The sequence below is a fragment of the Rhizobium sp. YTUHZ045 genome, from assembly GCF_051124255.1.
In the GTDB taxonomy this organism is placed as follows: Bacteria; Pseudomonadota; Alphaproteobacteria; order Rhizobiales; family Rhizobiaceae; genus Rhizobium.
Map to the genome: position 1 here is coordinate 2,365,112 of NZ_CP101432.1, position 19,297 is coordinate 2,384,408.

Genomic DNA, 19,297 nt, shown 5'->3' on the forward strand with positions numbered 1-19,297 from the left:
ACTTAGGTCAGATAAACTCCGCAGTCAATTCCGACCGCCAAAACTCGAAGTGTCAGGCGGGTGCGCCGACCGTCTTGCGCATTCCCACTCCCTCACCTATGGCAATGCAACTCCCCTCCACAAGGCTGCCCCGTGCTCCGCTTTATCCTCCACGCTCTGATCGTCATCATTCTGACGCTGCTCACCCAAATCGGCGGCCTCACCTATTTGACAACGCTTGCCGTCGCACGCGCCTTGCGCCTGCGCCGACTTGCCGCCAACCTCGCGCTCTTTCTGCTTCTCTACGCCGGCGGCACCTTCGTCGCGCACCTCACCGCGCCCGCGTTTGGCCGGGTTCCGCTTTCCTGCTTCGTCGGCACCGCCGATCCGCTGGTCATCCGCTCGCCGATCTACTGCGCGCTCAACCGCAACTACGTGACGCCTGAACTGCGCGATCTGGCAGGGGCACTCGCCGCCCACATGGATAAGCAGTTTCCCGGTACCGTTACCGTCGCGCTGGATGCGAACTTTCCCTTCGTCGACGGTTTTCCGCTGCTGCCGCATCTCTCTCATGCCGACGGCAAAAAACTCGATTTCGCCTATTATTACAAAGATGCCGACGGCGCCTTCCTGAACGGCGCCACACGCTCCCCGATCGGCTATTTTGCCTTCGAGGAGCCCGCCCCGGGCGACGAACTGCCCTGCGCGGGTCGCCACGACTGGCTCACCACGCGTTGGGATTTCGACGCCCTGCAGCCACTCTTCCCGGCCTACCAGATCGAGGAGCAGCGCACCGCGGAAGCGATCGCCTGGCTGACGACGGAAGGCGTCGCGCGCTTTGGCTTGCAGAAGATCTTCATCGAGCCGCATCTGAAGAATACGCTTGGCATCACCGACACCCATGTCCGCTTCCAGGGCTGCCGGGCCGCGCGTCATGATGACCACATTCATGTCCAGATTGAATGAGCGGCTCGCTTGCACACGGCAGGAAATCCCACCTACGCCACGGACCCGTCCCGGCCGGGTGATCACCTGACCTTTCGGTCAGGCACGGCCAAGCATCCGTAGAGGCGCCCTTTCCGGCTGCCGCCCGATTGGATATTCTCGCCGTCATTGTCCCTGAATGAGAGGTTTACTTGTGAGTGTCGGCCTGATTGCCCTCCTTGATGATGTCGCAGCGCTTGCAAAGGCGGCCGCCGCTTCTCTGGACGACGTGGTTGCCCAGGCGGGCAGAGCCGGCGCCAAAGCCGCCGGGGTCGTGATCGACGACGCAGCCGTCACGCCGCGTTATGTAACCGGCCTCTCGGCTGCGCGCGAATTGCCGATCATCGCGAGGATCGCCATCGGTTCCCTCAAGAACAAGCTGGTCTTCCTCCTGCCGGCCGCACTCGTCCTTAGCCTGCTCGTGCCGCAGGCCGTGATGCCGCTGCTCATGCTCGGTGGGCTCTACCTCTGCTACGAAGGCGCCGAAAAGGTCTACGAACTCGTCGTGCCGCACGCGGCCCATGCCCATGAGCACGCTCTCGAGACGGTCAGCATCGACCCTAAGACCTTCGAGGACGAAAAGGTCGCGAGCGCCATCAGAACCGATTTCATCCTCTCGGCCGAGATCATGGCGATCACCCTCGGCTCCCTGTCCGATTCGGGTCTGGCGACGCAGGCGCTGATTCTCGCCCTGGTCGGTACTCTGATCACGGCGGCCGTTTACGGGGTCGTCGCCTTGATCGTAAAGGCGGACGACTTCGGCCTCTGGCTTGTCCAGCGCTCTTCCCGCTCCCGGACAGGCGCGTTCCCGCGCATGCTCGGGCGCGGCCTTGTGCAGGGCATGCCCTATCTTCTCAAGGTGCTGGGTCTGATCGGGACGGCGGCGATGATCTGGGTCGGCGGCGGCATCATTGTGCATGGCGCCGAAAGCTTTGGCTTTGCCTGGCTGAGCCATCTGCTCCACGATGCCGGGGAAGGCGCCGCGCACGCAATGCCTGCCGTTAGCGGCGTGGTTTCCTGGCTGGTCCAAGCTGCCGGCTCAGGTCTCGTCGGCATCCTCCTCGGGCTTGCGACCATCCCGGCCGTCGGCTACGTCGTTGCGCCCGCATGGCGGTGGTGCGCAGCACGCCTGCGCAGGATGAGGACTGCGTAATCGCGGAACAGCAGATCTTGCTTACGTCGAAGCGCCGGCACCATCAACCGGCATCCCTTTCATCATACGCACGCTGCGCCGCAAAGATTGCGTCCATGTTCTGCTCCGCCCAGTGAGCGAGTGCCGAAACCGTATCCGTCAGGGTGCGCCCGAGCGGCGTCAGCGCATATTCGACGGTTACCGGCACGGTCGGAAAGATCGCGCGTGAGATCAAGCCGTTGCGCTCTAGCCTTTTCAGAGTCTGCGACAGAACCTTCTGCGAAATGCCCTTGATATCGCGCCGGATGTGATTGAAACGCACCGGCCCGCCTTGCAGCCGGTCGAGGATCAGCAGCGCCCATTTGTCCGCCAGGCAGTCCAGCACCAGCCGCGTCGGGCAGCGATCCTCATAAACATCGTAGCTCTGCTCTGTCGTCGTCATTCGATCCTCCCCTTCCCGCTCCGGGTTTCCCGCAGGAAACCAGGTGAGAAAAAAGTGCTCTCTTTTCCAATCCCGTTTTCTCTGTATGTATCCCATGGAAAGATAGTTTCCAACAGAAACCATGGAGAGTGACATGAGCAGCAAAATTCTGGTTCTCGGCGCGACGGGCACCGTCGGCCGACATGTGGTAGATGGGCTTTTGGCGAAGGGCGAAGCCGTTAAGGCCGCCTCTCGCGACGGCAAGCCGGTAGCCGCCGCCGAGGGCGTCACCTTCGACTATGCCAGGCCCGAAACTTTCGGCCCGGCCTTCGAGGGCGTCGACCGTGCCTATGTGTTGCTCGCCTCCGGCTATGTCGATTCCAAGGGCCTGCTGCTGCCTGTGATCGAAGCAGCCGCAGCCCGGAAGGTTAAGGTCGTGCTCCAAAGTGTCATCGGCGTCGATGCCGACGACTCCATTCCCTATCGCCAGGTCGAGATCACGCTGGAAAAATCCGGCACGCCCTATGTCATCCTGCGCCCGAACTGGTTTTCCGACAACTTCCACACCTTCTGGAAACCAGGCATTGACCACGGCCAGATCGCCCTACCCGCCGCCGAAGGCAAGTCGAGCTTCATCGACGCCCGAGACATCGCGGCAAGCGGCGTGGCAGCGCTCACCTCCTCGTCCTTCGACGGCAAGGCCTTCAACCTGACGGGCCCGGAAGCGCTCTCCTATGCCGAAGCCGCCGCCATCCTCTCCGAAGCGATCGGCAAGCCCGTCACCTATAACGCCGTCTCCGACGAGGCCTTCATCGAAATGCTGACGGGGGCCGGCGTGCCGGCTGGCTATGCGAGCTTTCTCGCTTCGATCTTCTATCCCGTCCGCCAGAACTGGACGGCCGTCTTGACCGGCGACGTCGAGACGCTGACCGGCAAGGCCCCGCGCTCGCTGAAAACCTACGCGGCCGACTATGCCGCCGCGCTGAAAGCATAGTTACCGAATGAAGCGCAGGCGGCGGATCGCCGCCTGCGCTGTCCCGTCCGCCCGACCCAGAGATTCTATTCCGCCTCTGCGCAATTGCCCATCTCGGCCAATATCCAATCCCGAAATGCCCTGACCTTGCGCTGGCGGATGGCGCGCGGGGGATAAACCAGGAAATAACGCGACGAAGATGTAAGGGCCTGCTCGAAGGGTCTCACCAACCGGCCCGCGGAAAGATCGGCAGCGACAAGCATCGTGCGCCCCAGCACCACGCCCTCGCCCTGCACCGCGGATTCGACGGCGAAGCTTGCCGAATCGAAAGTCAGGCCGCTCTTCGCATCGACGTCGGTAACGCCCGCGCTCTTCAGCCAAGCCGCCCAATCGATCGGAAATCCGTCGTGAATGAGCGTGTGATGTTTCAGATCGCCGGGCTCGCGGAGCGGATGCGCCCCTTGTAGAAGCCGCGGACTGCAGACGGGAAAGACATCCTCCCCGGTCAGAAACTCCGATGTCAGTCCGGAATACTCGCCGCCGCCATAGCGGATGGCGATGTCGATGCCGTCGCCGAGGAAACTCGTCAGCCGGCCGGTCGTCGATATGCGCACGTCGATGTCGCGGTTCGCCTGGTGGAAACGATAAAGCCGCGGCACCAGCCAGCGGCCGGCAAAACCGTCCGACGTGCTGACATTGAGGGTCCTCTCCGAATGGCGGGCCGAGAGCGATTTCGTCGCCGCCGCCAAAAGATCAAGCGCTTCGCGCACCGACTCCGCATAAGGCTCGCCGATGGGGGTGAGGCGCACTGACCGCGTCGCCCTTTCGAACAGCTGAACATCCAGCTGATCTTCGAGGTGCTTGATCGCCCTGCTGATGGCGCCATGCGTCACGTTCAGCTCGGTGGCGGCCCGGGAAAAGCTGAGATGGCGCGCGGCCGCCTCGAAGCTCGGCAAAGCATTCAGCGGTGGCAATCGCCTTGGCATTATCCGATCCACGTGTGAGTTTTGATCACAAATCATGGCCGAAAACTCGTTTGTCGTCCAGCCATTCGCTCCATATCTTCTAGATAAGCGCCATGCCTCTCCTGCCTCGGCGCGACAAGGCAATCTGTGACTTCCAATCAACTGTGCAAGATGAAAATGTTCGGAGCAAACGGCGATGGCAACGATTTTCCCTTTCCTCTGGTTCAATACCCAGGCCGAACAGGCTCGGGAGTTTTATCTCTCCGTCTTCAGCAACGCGAAAAAGCTCGGCTCGACGGAGGTTCCGGACTGGGTCTCAGGAACGAACCGCACCGTTCCGATCGGAATCTATGACTTCGCGCTTGAAGGGACGCGGTTCAGGGCATTCAACGCCGGCCCTGCTGACAGCTTCAACGACGCGGTCTCGTTCTTCATCGAGACCAAGGACCAGGCCGAAACCGATTATTATTGGCAGGCACTGACCTCGGGCGGCGGTGCGGAGCGGGCCTGCGGGTGGCTGCGCGATAAGTTCGGCGTCAATTGGCAGATCGTCCCCGAGATCACACTGCGCCTCATCGGCGATCCCGACCGCGAGAAGGCCGAGCGCGCGCTCCAGGCCATGTACAAGATGCGCAAGATCATCGTCGCCGATCTTGAAGCGGCCTACGCCGGCTAACCCATCAGGAACAGAGAGCACCCATGACCTCGCTCAAAGGACAAACCATCATCATCTTCGGCGGCAGTTCCGGCATCGGCTTCGGCGTTGCTGCAGCTACGCTCGAACGCGGCGCCAACGTCGTCATCGCGGGACGCTCGCCGGAGAAACTGCAGGCTGCGGAAGAAAGGCTCGGCCGGCCTCGCGGTCTGCGAAGCTTTGCCGCCGACCTCGAAAGGGAATCGGATCTCTCCCGCCTGTTCGAGGAGTTCGGTGAATTCGACCATCTCGTCACGACCGCCGGCACGCCGCCGCCGGGCGCGCCGATTGGCGCCGTCGATATCGACGTCATCGGGCGCTTCGTTGCCAACAAGCTGATCGGCACCGTGGCACTTGCCAAACACGCTGCGCCATATCTGAAACCCGGCGGCTCAATGACAATCACTTCGGGCATCAATAAGGACCGGCCGCCGGTGCCTGGAGGCGCGATCGTAGCGGCGGTCGCCGGATCGTTCGGCCACCTCGCCCATGCCCTCGCTCTCGAACTTGCGCCCTCGAGAGTCAATGTCGTCTCTCCGGGTTGGGTGGACACGCCAATGTGGGATATCCTCGTCGGAAACGACAAGTCCGCTTACATGAGAGAAATGGCCGCTCGCCTGCCGGCAGGCCGCATCGCCACCCCCGCCGACGTCGCCGGCGCCTATATCTATCTCATGGAGAGCGATTTCATGACGGGCGAGACGATTCACGTGGATGGCGGACAGAGATTGATCTAAAGCATGTCGCGCAACAATCTGCATTGGTTTTGCGCTAGCGATCTGCGTAAGGCCCGACCCCTCCCAAGCCGCAAGGGAGCCACGTCATGCATTCAGCCTTCCTGATCCTATTTCTTATCGAGACCTGCCTCTATGCCCTTGCCTCGCTTGCCCATGCCGGCTTCATTCTCGAAGACTACCAACATCGACAGGCAATGATCGCCGAAGCAGTAACCGCGGCCGCCCTGCTGCTCGGCCTGATTTCGCTCGTCCTCTACCGGCCATGGAGCCGGGCAGCCGCGATCTCCGCCCAATCCTTCGCCCTCCTCGGCACCTTCGTCGGCACCTTCACCATTGCGGTCGGAATCGGCCCACAGACGACGCTTGATTATATCACCCATGCCGCAATGATCCTGCTCCTCGTAACAGGCCTGACCTGGCTGGCGCGAGACCGACACCCTCCTCCGGGCAGACGCTAAGTCAGCCGTCATCTGCTGCCTTTTCTTCAGTCGAACCTCCGATGGCTCTCCTCGAAGGACGGGCTGGCCACCTCGGCGGCTTTATGGCTCGGAAGGCGGAATGCATAAACGGCGCTAGCGCAACGGCAGCTCGAAGCTCCGCTTCAGTGTTTCCATCGGCACATCGGTCTTGACATTGAGGACGCTCGGAATGCGCGTCAGATGGTCGGCCTGAAAACGCCAGTAGCTGTGCAGATCGGCAGTGACGATCCGAAGCACGGCATCGCACTCCCCCGCCGTCAGGTAGCATTCCATCACCTCCGGAAACCGCCTGACCGCTTCGGCAAACCGCAGCGTGACCTCGGCATCCTGGGTCTTGAACCACACGCGGGCAAAAACCGTCAGCCCCGCCCCCACCTTTGCCGGATCCAGCACAGCGACGTAGCGATCGATGATCCCGGCCTCTTCCAGCAACCGAACGCGGCGCAGGCAGGGCGAGGGCGAAAGCCCCACCTCCCGAGCCAGCTCGACATTCGAAATGCGCCCGTCGCGCTGAAGGACGCGGAGAATATGGCGGTCGATCGCATCCAGAAGATCTGGCATTTATATCCCATTTGACGCGCGATTGTGGCGTAAGATGCCAATCTCTCGCAATTTCCGGAACATTTCGCAAGCTCATTGCGCACGACTTAGCCTATCGTTCCACGCAGTTGATGTGGAGATGGCTGATGGCAACAAAGATAGAGAAAATCGTACTCGCTTATTCGGGCGGGCTGGATACCTCAATCATCCTCAAATGGTTGCAGGAGACTTACGGATGCGAGGTCGTGACCTTCACCGCCGATCTCGGGCAGGACGAAGAGCTCGAGCCGGCGCGGGCGAAGGCGGCGATGTCCGGGGTCAAGGATGTCCGCATCGTCGACCTGCGTGAGGAATTCGTCCGCGACTTTGTCTTTCCGATGCTGCGGGCCAACACACTCTACGAGGGTCAGTATCTGCTCGGCAGTTCGATTGCCCGGCCGCTAATTGCCAAACATCTTGTCGCCATAGCCCGGCAGGTCGGCGCTGATGCCGTTGCCCATGGCGCGACAGGCAAGGGCAACGACCAAATCCGATTCGAGCTGGCCGTCAATGCGCTCGATCCGTCGATCGAGGTCATCGCTCCCTGGCGCCAATGGAACATTCGCTCCCGCACCCAGCTTCTGGAATATGCCGAAAAGCATCGAATCCCGGTGCCGAGCGACAAGCGCGGCGAGGCGCCGTTCTCGACCGATGCCAACCTGCTGCACACCTCGACCGAAGGCAAGATCCTCGAAGATCCAGCAGCGATCGCGCCCGCTTATGTCTACCAGCGCACGATCGATCCGCTCGACGCCCCCGATACCACGGAGACCATCACCATCGGCTTCGAAAGCGGCGACCCGGTTTCCCTGAACGGCCAAGCGATGACGCCGGCAACATTGCTCGCCGAACTCAATGGCCTCGGCGGCCGGCATGGCGTGGGGCGGCTCGATCTGGTCGAAAACCGCTTCGTCGGCATGAAGTCGAGGGGCGTGTATGAGACGCCGGGAGGAACGATCCTGCTTGCGGCGCATCGCGGGATTGAATCGATCACGCTCGATCGCGCCGCTGCACATTTGAAGGATGAGATCATGCCCCGCTACGCCGAGCTGATCTATAACGGCTTCTGGTTCGCGCCCGAGCGGGAGATGCTGCAGGCGCTGATCGACCGAAGCCAGGCCTTCGTCAGCGGCGAAGTGACAGTCAGGCTCTACAAGGGAAGCGCCTCGGTCATCTCCCGCACCTCGCCCTGGTCGCTCTATTGCGCCGACCTCGTCACCTTCGAGGAAAGTTCCATCGCCTATGATCATCATGATGCCGAAGGCTTCATCAGGCTCAATGGACTGCGGCTCAGGAATCGGGCGGCCCGCAACGGAAGAGAGGCGCCTGCCGCCAGCGCGCCTACTTGATGCTCACAACCCGCCGATCGCCTTCCAGCAGTTGCGGTGTCCCACCAATTCCGCTGCTTCCAGGGTTTCGGCTCCGCTTCCGGTGGGCTGAACTCCGGATTTTTCGCTCACGCCTAAGCCAATCAAGATTCCCATGGAAAAGACAACGCGATTTCAAACGATTTTAAAACTACCCGCCTCAGAGCTAATCGATTTTAATTTTATTATTAAAATTTTCTTGTTGCGACGCAAAATAATTTAAACATTACTTCTGCAGATGCTCGGTCTGTTCGTTGGAGAACTCGCATGACGATGACATTTCCGCTAACCGAAACGCGCGACGCCGAGGCGTTGCTGAAACATTTGACGTTGCACAAGCTCAGTTGTCCCGGAAACTGCGTCGTCTCGCTCAAGACGTACGTCGCCTACGTCACGTCCTCTCACACGACAGCACTCGGCACCGCCCGCACCGCTTGGTAGAGACCGAGTGTCTCGGACTTTCGGGATGTCTGGGCCTTTCGCTTATGCTCAAGGCGCCCGTCACGAATACTCTTCACTCTTATCTGTGGATGCCGATCGCGGCAGACAGTCGTTGCCGTGCTTGCAAAAATTCCTATTCTGGGCGCCGACGACGCGATGAAACGCTGAGGCATCCCAAAGTTTGCGATAGGAATTTCAGGTCACATCATGACGAGTCTCAGCCGCCCTCATCTCAGCGACATCCACCATGGCGACTGGGTGGATCGCGAGTTGCCGACCGTTTGGCGGCCATACACGCGGCTGGCGCGGCTGGATCGCCTGGTCGGAATATGGCTGACGCTTTTCCCATGCTGGGCCGCCCTCATCCAGGCATCGCACGGTCTGCCGAACTTTGGGCAGCTGGTAATCTTCTCTGTCGGCGCTTTGCTGATGAGAAGCGCCGGCTCCACGGTCAACGACATGGCGGATCGGAAGTTTGACGGTCACGTGGAGCGGACTCGTTTCCGGGCGCTCGCAAGCGGAGAACTCGGCACGCTGCACGCCTTTGTCTTTCTGGCCGTGGAACTCATGGCCGCCGCCTCGCTTCTGCTCTTCCTGACACCCTACACAGGTTTGATCGCGATATCGGTTCTGCCGCTCGTCTTCCTCTACCCCTTCTGCAAGCGCTTCATCCACTGGCCCCAGGCCGTGCTCGGCGCGGCGTTCAATTGGGGGATGCTGATGGCGTGGGCCGAGGTTGGAGGTCATATCCCCACCGGCGCCGTGCTGATGTGGGCCGGGGCCATCGCCTGGCAGATCGGCTATGATACGGTCTATGCCTATGTCGATCTGAGGGATGACGCCCGCCTCGGCCTGAAGTCGACGGCAATTCTGTTCGGCGGGCGCGGCAGGATGTGGATCGGCCTGTTTTATGCTCTGGCGGTCGGGGCGTGGTCGCTCGGGGGCTGGCTGTTGGAGATGTCGCCGCCATATGCGTTCGGAATGCTGGTGATCGCCGTTCATCTTGCCTGGCAGACCCGGCGGATCGACCTTGCCCGCCCGGATCTGAATTACCGCCTGTTCCATGCCAATATCCTGACCGGCGTGCTACTCGCCGGCGCGGCTTTGTCAGGCACGTGGTGAGCAGTTAAAGGACGTGATAGCAGTGATCTGTTTCAAGCAGGGTGTGCTCCTCGCGGCCATGATGGTGGCAGGAATGATATCCGCGCATCAAGCACACGCCGAGCCGTGCCAACCGGACACTTTCGAAGAGGCAAAATACGTCGTCTGCACGCTGGACGCGGGAAAAGCCGACCTGCGTCTGTTCTGGAAGGGCGCCGATGGCCAGCCATACCGCGCTTTTTCAAGCCTTGCCGAGGCCGTTCGCGCCGAGGGGAAAACGCTGACCTTGGCCGTCAACGCCGGAATGTACCGAGCCGATTTTTCGCCGATGGGACTTTATATCGAAAACGCAAGGGAATTGAAACCCGCCAACACCACAGAGGCCGGAGGCGCCCCTGGTCAGGTCCCGAATTTCTACAAGAAACCGAACGGCGTGTTCTTTCTCGGTGAAGCAGGCGCCGGCATACTTCCGACCGATGAATTTCTGAAGCGTGGCCCAAATGTGCGGTTCGCCACGCAGTCCGGCCCGATGCTCGTCATCGCCGACAAGCTGAATCCGATCTTCATCCCCGGCTCGACGGACCGAACCCGCCGAAGCGGGGTCGGCGTTTGCGCGGACGGTGTGGTGCGCTTCGCAATCAGCGAAGGCGGGGTCAATTTCCACGATTTCGCACGGCTCTTCCGCGACCGCCTGCAATGCGCCGACGCTTTGTTTCTCGATGGCGGAAGAGGTGTCGGGCTTTACTACCCGGCATTGGGCCGCAACGACTGGTCCTGGCATGGCGGCTATGGGCCGATCTTCGGGCTTGTTGAATAGGCACGAGGCGATTGGCCTTCATCGAGGCCCATAGTGCCGTCAGCCGGCCTTTGCGTTTGGCCGGACGTCGATATCGACCATAACCCCATAGTGATCGCTCGGCCATATTCCAGCCACCGGCCGATCGAGGATGCGTTCGCAGCACTGAATTTCCGCCCGCCCCTCAGGATGCGCATCCCGCTATCCCACAAGCACATAGTCAAATCGCCGGTGATAGTTTTTTGCCCGATGATCCGTTCGGCGCCAGCCATGGCGTTCGGGTTCGCATCGGGTTCCAGGTTTCGCCAGCCACGGCGCCGGCGGTTTCCCAAGCATCATAATAACAGACGCTCCGCCCTTGGAGTGACTGCCGCCCGGGCAGGAAGCATATCGATGCTGCATCCGGCCCGAGGTCGAGCTCGAGTCTCCGCAAGTGGAGAGCGAGATCGTCAGGTCGGTCAGGGCGCCGACGACTGGCGGGAGCAAAGCATGGCTCGCGCCCGCTATCGATCATTTCGACGGGCTGGACACATTCAAAGACCTTGCCTCCCGCGGGCGCTGCGTACGCAATCTCTGGTTCTGACAGGCTGGCATCTGTCGGCCTCGCGCGGGCGGCGGCGCCTCAACCGCGCCGAGCCGCCTCGATTGCCGCGACATCGATCTTTCTCATCGTCATCATCGCGTCAAAAGCACGCTTTGCCTGATCACCACCCGCAGAGAGTGCTTCCGAGAGGACGCGCGGGGTGATCTGCCAGGACAAACCCCATTTGTCCTTGCACCAGCCACACTCGCTTTCCTGGCCGCCATTACCGACGATGGCGTTCCAGTAGCGATCGGTTTCTTCCTGATCCTCCGTTGCGATCTGAAACGAGAAGGCTTCACTGTGTTTGATTGCAGGGCCGCCGTTCAGACCGATGCAAGGGATACCTGCGACGGTGAATTCAACAACCAGAACGTCTCCCTCCTTACCGGCAGGATATTCCCCCGGCGCACGAGTGACAGCACCAACCGTGCTGTCGGGAAAAGTCGCAGCATAAAAGCGGGCAGCATCCTCAGCGTCTTTGTTGTACCATAGGCATATCGTGTTTTTCGCCATTGCGCGGTCCTTCCCTCTTGGTTTGCGATTTCTACTGAAATAAGAAGAAAATCGCCTTTCTCCAGCCCATGCATGTTATTTCGGCGAAGGCCTTGTGCCTTCGCCGCAAAAGCGTGTCACAGTGCAAACTGCATCTGCGCGCGATTGAAAGGTCCGAAGCCATGCACAAGTTCACCGTTACCCTCACCCGCCAGATCGAGGCCGATACCGCCGAGGAGGCCGCCTTGCTTCTGTACCAGGAACTTTCGAAGGGGCCTGTCCCTGACCGGTACTCGGTCACCGACGAGACGAAGGTGACCACGGAGGTAAATCTCGACCGGAACAAGGCTGATGAATTCGCCAGCATCGATCACACCGCCGATCCCGGCAACTGGTAAGGCCAGTCGTTCACAGGGACGGTGGCAACAAATCCCCGGCTTTACGTCGGCAGCGCAATTGCGGTAGTCCAGAATGCCGTTCCGGCGCGAACCCCGGATGCAAGCGGCCGCTCCATTGTAAATATTCCAGCCAAGGAAAACACGTGACCTCCCCTGTCAAAATAGCCGTCGCCGGCGCGAACGGCCGCATGGGTCGCACCATACTGCCGCTGCTCGCGGCCGATCCGGCTTTTGTCGTCATCGGCGGCATCGGCCGCCCCGGCTCTGCCGGTGAAGGGTTGATCGACCGTGCGGCCGCAATTGCAGCCGCCGACGTGATCCTGGATTTCACGACGGGAAATGCCGCCGCCGAACTCGCCGGCCTCTGTGCCTCGGCAGGCGGGCCGGCCCTGGTGATTGGAGCGACAGGTTTCGAGCCCGATGATATCCAAAGGATCGCGGCCGCCGCCCAAACGATTCCGATCCTGCGCTCCGGCAACTTCTCCATCGGCGTCAACATGCTGGTCGGCCTCGTCGCCCAGGCGGCGCGCGCTCTTCCCGAGCATGACTGGGATATCGAAATCCTCGAAGCCCACCACAACAGGAAGATCGATGCGCCGTCCGGTACGGCGCTGATGCTCGGTGAAGCGGCCGCCGAGGGCCGCGGCGTTTCCCTCGCATCCGTCGAGCGGCGTGGGCGCGACGGCGTCGCCGGCGAGCGACCGCCCGGCGAGATCGGCTTTGCCGTCCTGCGCGCCGGCGGGATCGTCGGAGAACACAGTGTCCTGTTCGCCGCCGCCGAGGAAGTCGTGAGGCTGTCGCATTCGGCTTTCGATCGCAGTATGTTCGCCCGCGGCGCGCTTGCCGCCGCCCGCTGGATCGCAGGGCGCGCGCCCGGCGAATATGGCATGCGGGATGTGCTGGGCCTGACGGCAGAAGGCGCGAATAGATAGTATGAACAGAGGCGTCTTTGACTCAAAGTCTACACCGACACCCCATTCTATCGAGCACCGCCGCGGCGACGACGACTTCAGTTCCGGCAAGGCCTACGGAGCAGAACAGCGTTATCTCTTCGGGCGATCTCCGCCCTGCCGCTTTCCCCGCAATGATGTCGGCGAGATCGACCAGGCGGCTGTCGCTGCCGGAGCCTGTCAGGAAAAAGGGCGATTGGTATGCGCGCGCCTGTTCGGGAGAATCCGTCGCGATCACGGCCGCCGCGTCTGCGACATCCAAGCCGAGTTCGTATCCGTGAAGCGTTTTCGGGCCGACAGTGTTGACGTGCGCGCCGGCCTTTAAATCGCCCGCATGGAGGACGGGGGTTTGGCTTGTCGTCGCGCAGATGACGATATCGGCCTCATCAACGGCTTTCGAGACGCTGTCGACAGGCTCCACCTTAAGACCCAGGGCGAGCTGCATCTCGCTTGCAAAGGCAGCACGATTTTTCTCATCGCGGCTGTAAACGCGGGCGTGATCGAGGTTGCGAACGGCGGCAGCCGCTGCAAGCTGGGTTCGCGCCTGCGCTCCGCTGCCGATGATGCCGACGATTTTGGCGTCAGGCGCGCCGAGATGCCGGATCGCCAAACCTCCGATCGCGCCAGTCCTGAGGCTTCCCAAGAGCGATCCGAGAACGATCCCTTTGAGCCTGGCGTCGTCGGCCGACCATACGGCGACGATCTGCGCATGCTCAGCCCCATCGAATGTGTCGTAGACGCGAAAACCCGCGAGCGGCTTCTCGCCCATGATACCGCCAACGGTAAATACGAGATCGCCTCGATCAGGAAACGACACATGATGCCTCGGCGGCGAGATCAACCGGTTGGCGGCCCTGGCATGGAAGGCGGTCTCCAGCGCGTTGATCGCGACCGCCATCAACCCGCTATCGTCAATATCCTTGTCCATCAGGATTTTCATCACGGCAACCTCCGATTCAGCGGCATCCTGAAACCCCAACCCCGCTTGAGGTCAAGAGGCCGATGGCCCGCCGCGCCGCGACGGCCTAACCCATCAGCCGCCGCGCCATCATCACATCGTCGATCTCCCGGCCATCCTCCAGCACGCCGCCGGGGACACGGCCGATTTCGGCAAAACCTTGCCGCTGGTAGAACCGTATCGCCGCCGAATTTTCGGCGCTGACGAACAGTTCCAATTGACGGATGCCGATATTGCGCGCGTGATCGGAAATCGCCTCCAGCAGTTTGACGGCAAGGCCCGTTCCGCGCAGCTTGGCGCGGACATAGACCATGACGATCGTGGCGCGATGGGCCATCTTGCTCGACCGCTGCCGAAACAAGCCCATGATGCCGACGGGCTCGCCTTCCTGAAAGGCAATGAAAACCGGCTCGCTGAGCCGATCGCGCCACTCCTGCAGAGACAGAACTTCCCAGTCTTCGTAACGGCTGGCAAAGGAGGACGGCTCGGCGCGAAGCGCTTCCAGGCGGATACGCCGAAAAGCCTCCACCTCATCTGCACCTATGAGCCTGATCGCCACGCCGCCTGCATCCATCGCCACCTCCCGGAATATCGGAGATATGTCATCGCAGCCGGCTGCAGTGGATGCAACCCGGAAGCGCGAGCACAAGAGAGCCTCATCCTGAGAGCCTGTGAATCTATCAGTTTTACAATTTTTCGATGCGAGTTAAAGGCCGCGCCCGAATGGCAGCGCCAACTCTACCTACTGCGCCGGCGTTCCCACCCGGCCGCCTTTGCGCACGCCTGATTGATCGGGCTGCGCCTCCGGCTGATTGCCAAGCCGCAGATCCCATTGGTTGGGAGGCCGCATGGCGGGCTGGTCTGTCGTTGGTTCGCGGGTCGACCGCACGACCAGATCATCCGGTTCGAAGGCCGTTTGATCGCCAGGTCTCTCCATCTGAACCGGTGCAATCTGATGGAAGACGACGAGAAGAATTATCCCGACTGCCGAGCACACGAGCGCATAGAGAATGAAATATTTCAGTGCATATCCCTCGCTGATCGACAGAGCGGCCTTGACAGCAGCGCGAATGATATTTCGCACATCATTGATGGATACTTCGAAAGAAGGCAATAGATTTCAGCAGATCCTTAGAAAATTTTGAAAACAGCCGGCATAAAATCAATATTTATTGGAGAAAATTGTCGTTCTCTTCACGTAATGCTTGATTTGTTCAAGATCGCAGCAAAGACCGCGATCCATACTGCAACAGCTCAACCTCGCTTATATCGCGTCCGGAATTCACGGGGGCTGCAGCCCTCGCGCTCACGAAAGACGCGAGAGAGATAGAACGGGTCTTCGATACCGACCATGGCTGCGATGGTTTCGATCTTCTCGTCTGACATGGCGAGCAGTTGCTTGGCCTGGTCCATACGCGCTCGAAGCTGGAAGTCCTTTGGCGGCATGCCCGTTTCGGCTATGAATTTACGCCGCAGCGTGGCCGGCGACATGCCGTGCTCGGAGGCAAACGAGGCAAGGTCGAGCGGCTGCAGCGCCCTGCCCCGCAGCGTCTCGACGAGATCGGCGGACGCACCCTCGCCTTCGCGACCTGCGGCAGCGCTCGCCTGCCGCGCGGCGGTGATAACGATGCGATGGAGCGCCAATGCCGCCGAGGCCTGTCCTAGATGGCTGTCGTCGACGAGATCGGCATGCAGCCGCGCGAAGAGCCGCACCACCTCCTCGAGATGGCGCAGCGTCACGAGGGGATGACGCTCGCCAATCAGCCGCATCCGCACGAAATCCCGCGTGAACGAACCTTCAAACAGGGCCCAGCGCTCGTCCCATCCAGCTTCGTCAGGCCCATAGGAATGCGGGCGGTTCGGAAACAACCAGAAGAGCGCCGGCCCCTCCACGGGTTGGCGCCCGCCCGCCGCGGTTTCGAGAAACCCCCGCCCGCGCTCCACCAGCACGGCCGCAAAGTTCGGCAGCCTCCTGTCCTTCACGGCATGGCGCGCATGCTGCCTGCCGCTGCCCGTCACAGCAAGCCCGCCGGCCGCGGCAAGGGGAGATCGATAGATGGCCTCGGCTTCTCTCATGAGCGAAAAATCCAGCTGCAGCTTTCCTCCATGGCGATCAACCCACTCAACCAGCAAGCTAAAGGCAGATAAGTCAAAGCGAGGGTGAATGAAATGTCAATTGTCGCGAACGCCGCCGGGGTGGAAGTGATGCAATCGCCCCTCGCCGCCCATGGCAAGACGATCCCTGCAGAAAGACTCGGCCTGCTGACGCAGACCGATCCTGCCATAGGAATCCGGGCCATCCGCCGCCGCTATGAGGAGGATGGTTATGTCTGGCTGAAGGGCCTGCTGCCGCGCGCCGAAGTGATCGATTTCCGCCGCTGGGTCTTCGCCCGCCTCGCCGATACCGGCCTGCTGGCCCCGGGCTACGATCTTGCGCTCGGCATCGCTGCCGTTGGGAGCGTCGACTGGAACCTTGCCAACCGCATGATGATGTCGCTCGTCCGCTCCGCAGCCTATGAAGGTTTCTGCGCCCAACCGAAACTCGTTCGCTTCATGGACGCCTTTCTCCAGGGCATCTCCTATCTCCATAAACGCAAGCTGATGCGCTATGTCCAACCCGGCACGGCGATGGCGACCCCCGCCCATTACGACCTCGTCTATCTCCGCGGCGGCACCAGCCGGCTCGTCACCGCCTGGATCCCAATCGGCGACATCCCCGCCGAAATGGGCGGCCTCGTCTATCTCGAAGGCTCGCATGCGCTCGGCCGCAGGATGGAGGCGGATTTCCAGGCGAACAGCGGCACTCTCTCGCCGGAAGAGCGGATCAGCGCCTATAACAGTCAAATGGCCGAAGGCGGCTGGATCTCCAAGGACCTGCCTGATATAGCCGAGCGCTTCAACGCCCGCTGGCTCGCCGCCGATTACGAGGCTGGCGACGTCGTGCTGCACTCCCCCTACATAATCCACGCCGCCACCAACAACGAAGACCGCACCCGGCGGCTGCGCCTCTCCACCGACATCCGCTACCAGAACGTCGACGACGAAATCGACGCCCGCTGGAGCAACCACTGGAGCCTTGGGGATATGCTGTAAGCCTTTGGCTCCGCGCCGCAACGCTTCAGCCGAAGCCAAACCCGCCTGGATCAATTCTTCGCGAACCAAGACAGCGACGGCGATATCGGATAGACTTGCCGGCGCCGGCAGCTTGCCTGGAGGCGGCCCCCAGTGACGGGCGGGCGTCCGGCGCAGGGGGAACGCATGTCGGCAATCGCATCTCTGTTTCAGGAAGCCGCCCGGCTTGCAGCCGGGTTTCGTGAGCGCGCGCCGGCCCGCCATGTGCCCCGGCACGATTATGCCGCTTCGCTCGCCACCTTCGACGAGCCGCTGCCGGCGGCCGGCGCCGATATGGCCGATGTCATCAGGCAGCTCGCCGCGAACGCCGAGCCCGGCCTGCATTTCACCACGGGCCCAAGCTTCTTTGGCTGGGTCATCGGCGGCTCTCATCCGGTCGGCGTCGCGGCCGATTTCCTGACCAGCGCCTGGGGACAGAATGCCGGAAACCACGTCGCCGCCCCGGCCGCGGCGGCCGTCGAAACCGTTTCGGCCAAATGGCTTGTCGACATATTGAAGCTGCCGCCCGAAAGCTCCGTCGGCTTCGTCACGGGAGCCACGGTCGCCAATTTCACCTGCCTTGCCGCCGCCCGCGGCGAGGTGCTGCGCAAGGCTGGCTGGGATGCGGACGCAAAAGGCCTGTTCGGCGCGCCCGAGATCACCGTGCTGATCGGTGACGACGCCCACACGACGGTCTTCTCGGCGCTTCAATTCCTCGGCCTCGGCCATGACCGCGTGCTGCGCCTGCCGACCGATTCAATGGGCCGGATCGATCCGGCCGCGCTCGGCGACGCGCTTACGTCGGTCATCGGCCCTTGCATCGCCATCCTCCAGGCCGGGCAGATCAATACCGGCTGCTTTGACGATTTTCGTCGGATCATCCCGGCCCTGAAGGAAAAAGGCGCCTGGGTGCATATCGACGGCGCCTTCGGCCTCTGGGCGCAGGCTTCGGAGAAATTCTGCCATCTCAGCCGCGGGGTCGAGGCGGCCGACAGCTGGGCGACGGATGGTCATAAATGGCTGCAGACGCCCTATGACTGCGGCTATGCAATTGTGCGCAACGAGCTTGCCCACCGCCGCGCCATGACGATCGCCGCAAGCTACCTGCCGCTCGCAGCCGAGGGCGAGCGTGATCCCTCCCATTACGTGCCGGAGCTTTCCAGGCGCGCTCGGGGCTTCGCCACCTGGACGATGCTGAAACATCTCGGCCGCGACGGCATCGCCGCCCTCATCGACCAATGTTGCGCGTCGGCCCGCCTGCTGGCCGAGCATCTCCAGCGCGAACCAGGCATCACCACCTTGAACGAGATCACGCTGAACCAGCTCATCCTCCGGTTCGCCGCCGACCGCCCGGACGATGAAAGCGACGCGATCACCCGTAAGACCATCGCGAAGATCCGCGACGACGCCACCCTCTTCGCCGGCGGCGCCAAATGGCGCGGCCGCGATGTGCTGCGCCTCTCCGTCACCAACTTCCAGACGACCGCGGACGAAGCCCGAATGGCCGCCGACAGCATCATCGCTGCCTTCCGGAGTGTCAGCCGCGACTGACCTTGTTCCACTTGCAACCTCAGCCATTGACGCCTTCCCGAGCAGGATTACGGTCCTCGCTTAAGCACTGCGAATTCAACCAGCCGATTCCTCGCCGCATGTTCTCAACGGTTTGCCATGTCTCGATATCTCCCCGCGATTGCCGCTCTTCTCACGCTGATTCCAGCCACCGGCGATGCCAGTGAGGCGCGTGGAAAATCGACGCCTCCTCCTGCGAAGGGCTGCGTGGAGATCGGCGGAACGGTACTACCAGGAATGGTCGGAGGCCCAGCCTATGCGGCAGCCGAGCTAAAATGCGGCGCAAAGCATTTGCTGGTGCTTCGACGCCAGACCGGCATGAATGGAAGTCTCCCCGTCTGGACCGTGATCGACCAGGTAACGATCTCAAAGCCGAGCCCCCGCCACGAACTTCTGCAGCCGGCCTTTTGCTCGTCGAGGCGGTTTCCTGATGCCGCCATCTTTGCACTCGGCAGGATGGCGGAACAGCCAGATGGCTCTTATCGATCCGAGAATCTGGTCAAAGGCTGGCGATTCGACATCACGCGCGAAAGGCTACCCTCCATCCCCATCGATGGCGTGCTATGTGCGTTGGACGGGTTTGATTGA

At 61.7% G+C, this 19,297-nt stretch carries 23 protein-coding genes and 1 pseudogene; 15 read left to right on the forward strand and 9 right to left on the reverse strand.

Annotation, left to right across the window (positions count from 1 at the left end; genetic code table 11):
- Window positions 1-60 precede the first annotated feature (60 nt).
- Together NMA58_RS12020 and NMA58_RS12025 are read left to right on the forward strand one after the other, a co-directional pair.
- Window positions 61-945 carry a hypothetical protein gene (locus NMA58_RS12020; RefSeq protein WP_434710183.1) on the forward strand — a complete coding sequence of 295 codons (885 nt, stop codon included), beginning with the start codon at window positions 61-63 and terminating at the stop codon, window positions 943-945.
- Window positions 946-1,117: 172 nt separating this feature from the next.
- Window positions 1,118-2,116, forward strand: a complete 999-nt coding sequence (locus NMA58_RS12025) for a DUF808 domain-containing protein (RefSeq protein WP_430960793.1) — start codon at window positions 1,118-1,120, stop codon at window positions 2,114-2,116.
- Window positions 2,117-2,159: 43 nt separating this feature from the next.
- Here the strand turns inward: NMA58_RS12025 and NMA58_RS12030 are convergent, their stop codons facing one another.
- Window positions 2,160-2,537 (reverse strand): winged helix-turn-helix transcriptional regulator, encoded by a 378-nt coding sequence (locus NMA58_RS12030; protein WP_430960792.1) that lies wholly within the window; start codon window positions 2,535-2,537, stop codon window positions 2,160-2,162.
- 133 nt (window positions 2,538-2,670) lie between these two features.
- Between NMA58_RS12030 and NMA58_RS12035 the strand changes: the two genes are divergently transcribed.
- Window positions 2,671-3,510, forward strand: coding sequence for an SDR family oxidoreductase (locus tag NMA58_RS12035; RefSeq protein ID WP_430960791.1), 840 nt, complete (start codon window positions 2,671-2,673; stop codon window positions 3,508-3,510).
- A gap of 65 nt (window positions 3,511-3,575) precedes the next feature.
- Here the strand turns inward: NMA58_RS12035 and NMA58_RS12040 are convergent, their stop codons facing one another.
- On the reverse strand, window positions 3,576-4,475 hold the full coding sequence (locus tag NMA58_RS12040) for a transcriptional regulator GcvA (protein ID WP_430960790.1): 900 nt from the start codon (window positions 4,473-4,475) through the stop codon (window positions 3,576-3,578).
- Window positions 4,476-4,650: 175 nt separating this feature from the next.
- On the opposite strand from NMA58_RS12040, the gene NMA58_RS12045 reads away from it, so the two are divergent.
- From NMA58_RS12045 to NMA58_RS12055, 3 genes are all read left to right on the forward strand, one after another.
- The gene (locus NMA58_RS12045; RefSeq protein WP_430960789.1) at window positions 4,651-5,130 is read left to right on the forward strand and encodes a VOC family protein; all 480 of its coding nucleotides are present in this window, start codon (window positions 4,651-4,653) and stop codon (window positions 5,128-5,130) included.
- A 23-nt stretch (window positions 5,131-5,153) separates the two neighbouring features.
- On the forward strand, window positions 5,154-5,885 hold the full coding sequence (locus NMA58_RS12050) for an SDR family oxidoreductase (RefSeq protein WP_434710187.1): 732 nt from the start codon (window positions 5,154-5,156) through the stop codon (window positions 5,883-5,885).
- A gap of 86 nt (window positions 5,886-5,971) precedes the next feature.
- On the forward strand, window positions 5,972-6,343 hold the full coding sequence (locus NMA58_RS12055; RefSeq protein WP_434710189.1) for a hypothetical protein: 372 nt from the start codon (window positions 5,972-5,974) through the stop codon (window positions 6,341-6,343).
- Between the two features lie 114 nt (window positions 6,344-6,457).
- Here NMA58_RS12055 and NMA58_RS12060 read toward each other — a convergent pair whose 3' ends face one another.
- Entirely contained in the window at window positions 6,458-6,925 is a 468-nt protein-coding gene (locus NMA58_RS12060) for an Lrp/AsnC family transcriptional regulator (RefSeq protein ID WP_430960785.1), read from the reverse strand.
- Window positions 6,926-7,050: 125 nt separating this feature from the next.
- On the opposite strand from NMA58_RS12060, the gene NMA58_RS12065 reads away from it, so the two are divergent.
- The 4 genes from NMA58_RS12065 (at window position 7,051) to NMA58_RS12080 (ending at window position 10,669) form a co-directional block, all read left to right on the forward strand.
- Window positions 7,051-8,292 carry an argininosuccinate synthase gene (locus NMA58_RS12065; protein WP_434710191.1) on the forward strand — a complete coding sequence of 414 codons (1,242 nt, stop codon included), beginning with the start codon at window positions 7,051-7,053 and terminating at the stop codon, window positions 8,290-8,292.
- Between the two features lie 285 nt (window positions 8,293-8,577).
- Window positions 8,578-8,751 (forward strand): hypothetical protein, encoded by a 174-nt coding sequence (locus NMA58_RS12070; RefSeq protein WP_434710193.1) that lies wholly within the window; start codon window positions 8,578-8,580, stop codon window positions 8,749-8,751.
- Window positions 8,752-8,958: 207 nt separating this feature from the next.
- Window positions 8,959-9,873, forward strand: a complete 915-nt coding sequence (gene ubiA, locus NMA58_RS12075) for a 4-hydroxybenzoate octaprenyltransferase (protein ID WP_434710195.1) — start codon at window positions 8,959-8,961, stop codon at window positions 9,871-9,873.
- 73 nt (window positions 9,874-9,946) lie between these two features.
- The gene (locus NMA58_RS12080; protein ID WP_434710197.1) at window positions 9,947-10,669 is read left to right on the forward strand and encodes a phosphodiester glycosidase family protein; all 723 of its coding nucleotides are present in this window, start codon (window positions 9,947-9,949) and stop codon (window positions 10,667-10,669) included.
- 396 nt (window positions 10,670-11,065) lie between these two features.
- Here NMA58_RS12080 and NMA58_RS12085 read toward each other — a convergent pair.
- Window positions 11,066-11,149 (reverse strand): annotated as a pseudogene (locus NMA58_RS12085) (demethoxyubiquinone hydroxylase family protein); the annotation flags it as partial.
- A 121-nt stretch (window positions 11,150-11,270) separates the two neighbouring features.
- On the reverse strand, window positions 11,271-11,744 hold the full coding sequence (locus tag NMA58_RS12090) for a VOC family protein (RefSeq protein WP_430960783.1): 474 nt from the start codon (window positions 11,742-11,744) through the stop codon (window positions 11,271-11,273).
- Window positions 11,745-11,905: 161 nt separating this feature from the next.
- Here NMA58_RS12090 and NMA58_RS12095 point away from each other — a divergent pair, with 161 nt between their 5' ends.
- Window positions 11,906-12,121 (forward strand): hypothetical protein, encoded by a 216-nt coding sequence (locus NMA58_RS12095; RefSeq protein ID WP_430960782.1) that lies wholly within the window; start codon window positions 11,906-11,908, stop codon window positions 12,119-12,121.
- A gap of 143 nt (window positions 12,122-12,264) precedes the next feature.
- A complete protein-coding gene (gene dapB / locus NMA58_RS12100; RefSeq protein WP_434710199.1) occupies window positions 12,265-13,053 on the forward strand; it encodes a 4-hydroxy-tetrahydrodipicolinate reductase in 789 nt (262 codons plus the stop codon).
- A 22-nt stretch (window positions 13,054-13,075) separates the two neighbouring features.
- Here the strand turns inward: dapB and NMA58_RS12105 are convergent, their stop codons facing one another.
- From NMA58_RS12105 to NMA58_RS12120, 4 genes are all read right to left on the reverse strand, one after another.
- Entirely contained in the window at window positions 13,076-14,014 is a 939-nt protein-coding gene (locus tag NMA58_RS12105; RefSeq protein WP_434710201.1) for an ornithine cyclodeaminase family protein, read from the reverse strand.
- 82 nt (window positions 14,015-14,096) lie between these two features.
- A complete protein-coding gene (locus NMA58_RS12110) occupies window positions 14,097-14,603 on the reverse strand; it encodes a GNAT family N-acetyltransferase (protein WP_430960779.1) in 507 nt (168 codons plus the stop codon).
- Window positions 14,604-14,771: 168 nt separating this feature from the next.
- Window positions 14,772-15,113: a hypothetical protein gene (locus NMA58_RS12115; RefSeq protein WP_434710203.1), complete on the reverse strand. Its 342-nt coding sequence runs from the start codon at window positions 15,111-15,113 to the stop codon at window positions 14,772-14,774.
- 170 nt (window positions 15,114-15,283) lie between these two features.
- A complete protein-coding gene (locus tag NMA58_RS12120) occupies window positions 15,284-16,105 on the reverse strand; it encodes an AraC family transcriptional regulator (protein ID WP_434710205.1) in 822 nt (273 codons plus the stop codon).
- Window positions 16,106-16,198: 93 nt separating this feature from the next.
- On the opposite strand from NMA58_RS12120, the gene NMA58_RS12125 reads away from it, so the two are divergent.
- The 3 genes from NMA58_RS12125 to NMA58_RS12135 all read left to right on the forward strand — a co-directional run bounded on the left by NMA58_RS12125 (window position 16,199) and on the right by NMA58_RS12135 (window position 19,297).
- Window positions 16,199-17,122, forward strand: a complete 924-nt coding sequence (locus NMA58_RS12125) for a phytanoyl-CoA dioxygenase family protein (protein ID WP_434710207.1) — start codon at window positions 16,199-16,201, stop codon at window positions 17,120-17,122.
- 165 nt (window positions 17,123-17,287) lie between these two features.
- Window positions 17,288-18,691 carry a pyridoxal phosphate-dependent decarboxylase family protein gene (locus NMA58_RS12130; protein WP_434710209.1) on the forward strand — a complete coding sequence of 468 codons (1,404 nt, stop codon included), beginning with the start codon at window positions 17,288-17,290 and terminating at the stop codon, window positions 18,689-18,691.
- A 117-nt stretch (window positions 18,692-18,808) separates the two neighbouring features.
- The gene (locus NMA58_RS12135) at window positions 18,809-19,297 is read left to right on the forward strand and encodes a hypothetical protein (protein ID WP_434710211.1); all 489 of its coding nucleotides are present in this window, start codon (window positions 18,809-18,811) and stop codon (window positions 19,295-19,297) included.

Excerpts from the sequence above, each read along its gene's own strand:
- NMA58_RS12030 (WP_430960792.1), bottom strand. The coding sequence starts at position 2,537 with ATGACGACGACAGAGCAGAGCTACGATGTTTATGAGGATCGCTGCCCG.
- NMA58_RS12035 (WP_430960791.1), top strand. The coding sequence starts at position 2,671 with ATGAGCAGCAAAATTCTGGTTCTCGGCGCGACGGGCACCGTCGGCCGA.
- NMA58_RS12040 (WP_430960790.1), bottom strand. The coding sequence starts at position 4,475 with ATGCCAAGGCGATTGCCACCGCTGAATGCTTTGCCGAGCTTCGAGGCG.
- NMA58_RS12045 (WP_430960789.1), top strand. The coding sequence starts at position 4,651 with ATGGCAACGATTTTCCCTTTCCTCTGGTTCAATACCCAGGCCGAACAG.
- NMA58_RS12050 (WP_434710187.1), top strand. The coding sequence starts at position 5,154 with ATGACCTCGCTCAAAGGACAAACCATCATCATCTTCGGCGGCAGTTCC.
- NMA58_RS12055 (WP_434710189.1), top strand. The coding sequence starts at position 5,972 with ATGCATTCAGCCTTCCTGATCCTATTTCTTATCGAGACCTGCCTCTAT.
- NMA58_RS12060 (WP_430960785.1), bottom strand. The coding sequence starts at position 6,925 with ATGCCAGATCTTCTGGATGCGATCGACCGCCATATTCTCCGCGTCCTT.
- NMA58_RS12065 (WP_434710191.1), top strand. The coding sequence starts at position 7,051 with ATGGCAACAAAGATAGAGAAAATCGTACTCGCTTATTCGGGCGGGCTG.
- NMA58_RS12070 (WP_434710193.1), top strand. The coding sequence starts at position 8,578 with ATGACGATGACATTTCCGCTAACCGAAACGCGCGACGCCGAGGCGTTG.
- ubiA (WP_434710195.1), top strand. The coding sequence starts at position 8,959 with ATGACGAGTCTCAGCCGCCCTCATCTCAGCGACATCCACCATGGCGAC.
- NMA58_RS12080 (WP_434710197.1), top strand. The coding sequence starts at position 9,947 with ATGATATCCGCGCATCAAGCACACGCCGAGCCGTGCCAACCGGACACT.
- NMA58_RS12090 (WP_430960783.1), bottom strand. The coding sequence starts at position 11,744 with ATGGCGAAAAACACGATATGCCTATGGTACAACAAAGACGCTGAGGAT.
- NMA58_RS12095 (WP_430960782.1), top strand. The coding sequence starts at position 11,906 with ATGCACAAGTTCACCGTTACCCTCACCCGCCAGATCGAGGCCGATACC.
- NMA58_RS12110 (WP_430960779.1), bottom strand. The coding sequence starts at position 14,603 with ATGGATGCAGGCGGCGTGGCGATCAGGCTCATAGGTGCAGATGAGGTG.
- NMA58_RS12120 (WP_434710205.1), bottom strand. The coding sequence starts at position 16,105 with ATGAGAGAAGCCGAGGCCATCTATCGATCTCCCCTTGCCGCGGCCGGC.
- NMA58_RS12125 (WP_434710207.1), top strand. The coding sequence starts at position 16,199 with ATGTCAATTGTCGCGAACGCCGCCGGGGTGGAAGTGATGCAATCGCCC.
- NMA58_RS12130 (WP_434710209.1), top strand. The coding sequence starts at position 17,288 with ATGTCGGCAATCGCATCTCTGTTTCAGGAAGCCGCCCGGCTTGCAGCC.
- NMA58_RS12135 (WP_434710211.1), top strand. The coding sequence starts at position 18,809 with ATGTCTCGATATCTCCCCGCGATTGCCGCTCTTCTCACGCTGATTCCA.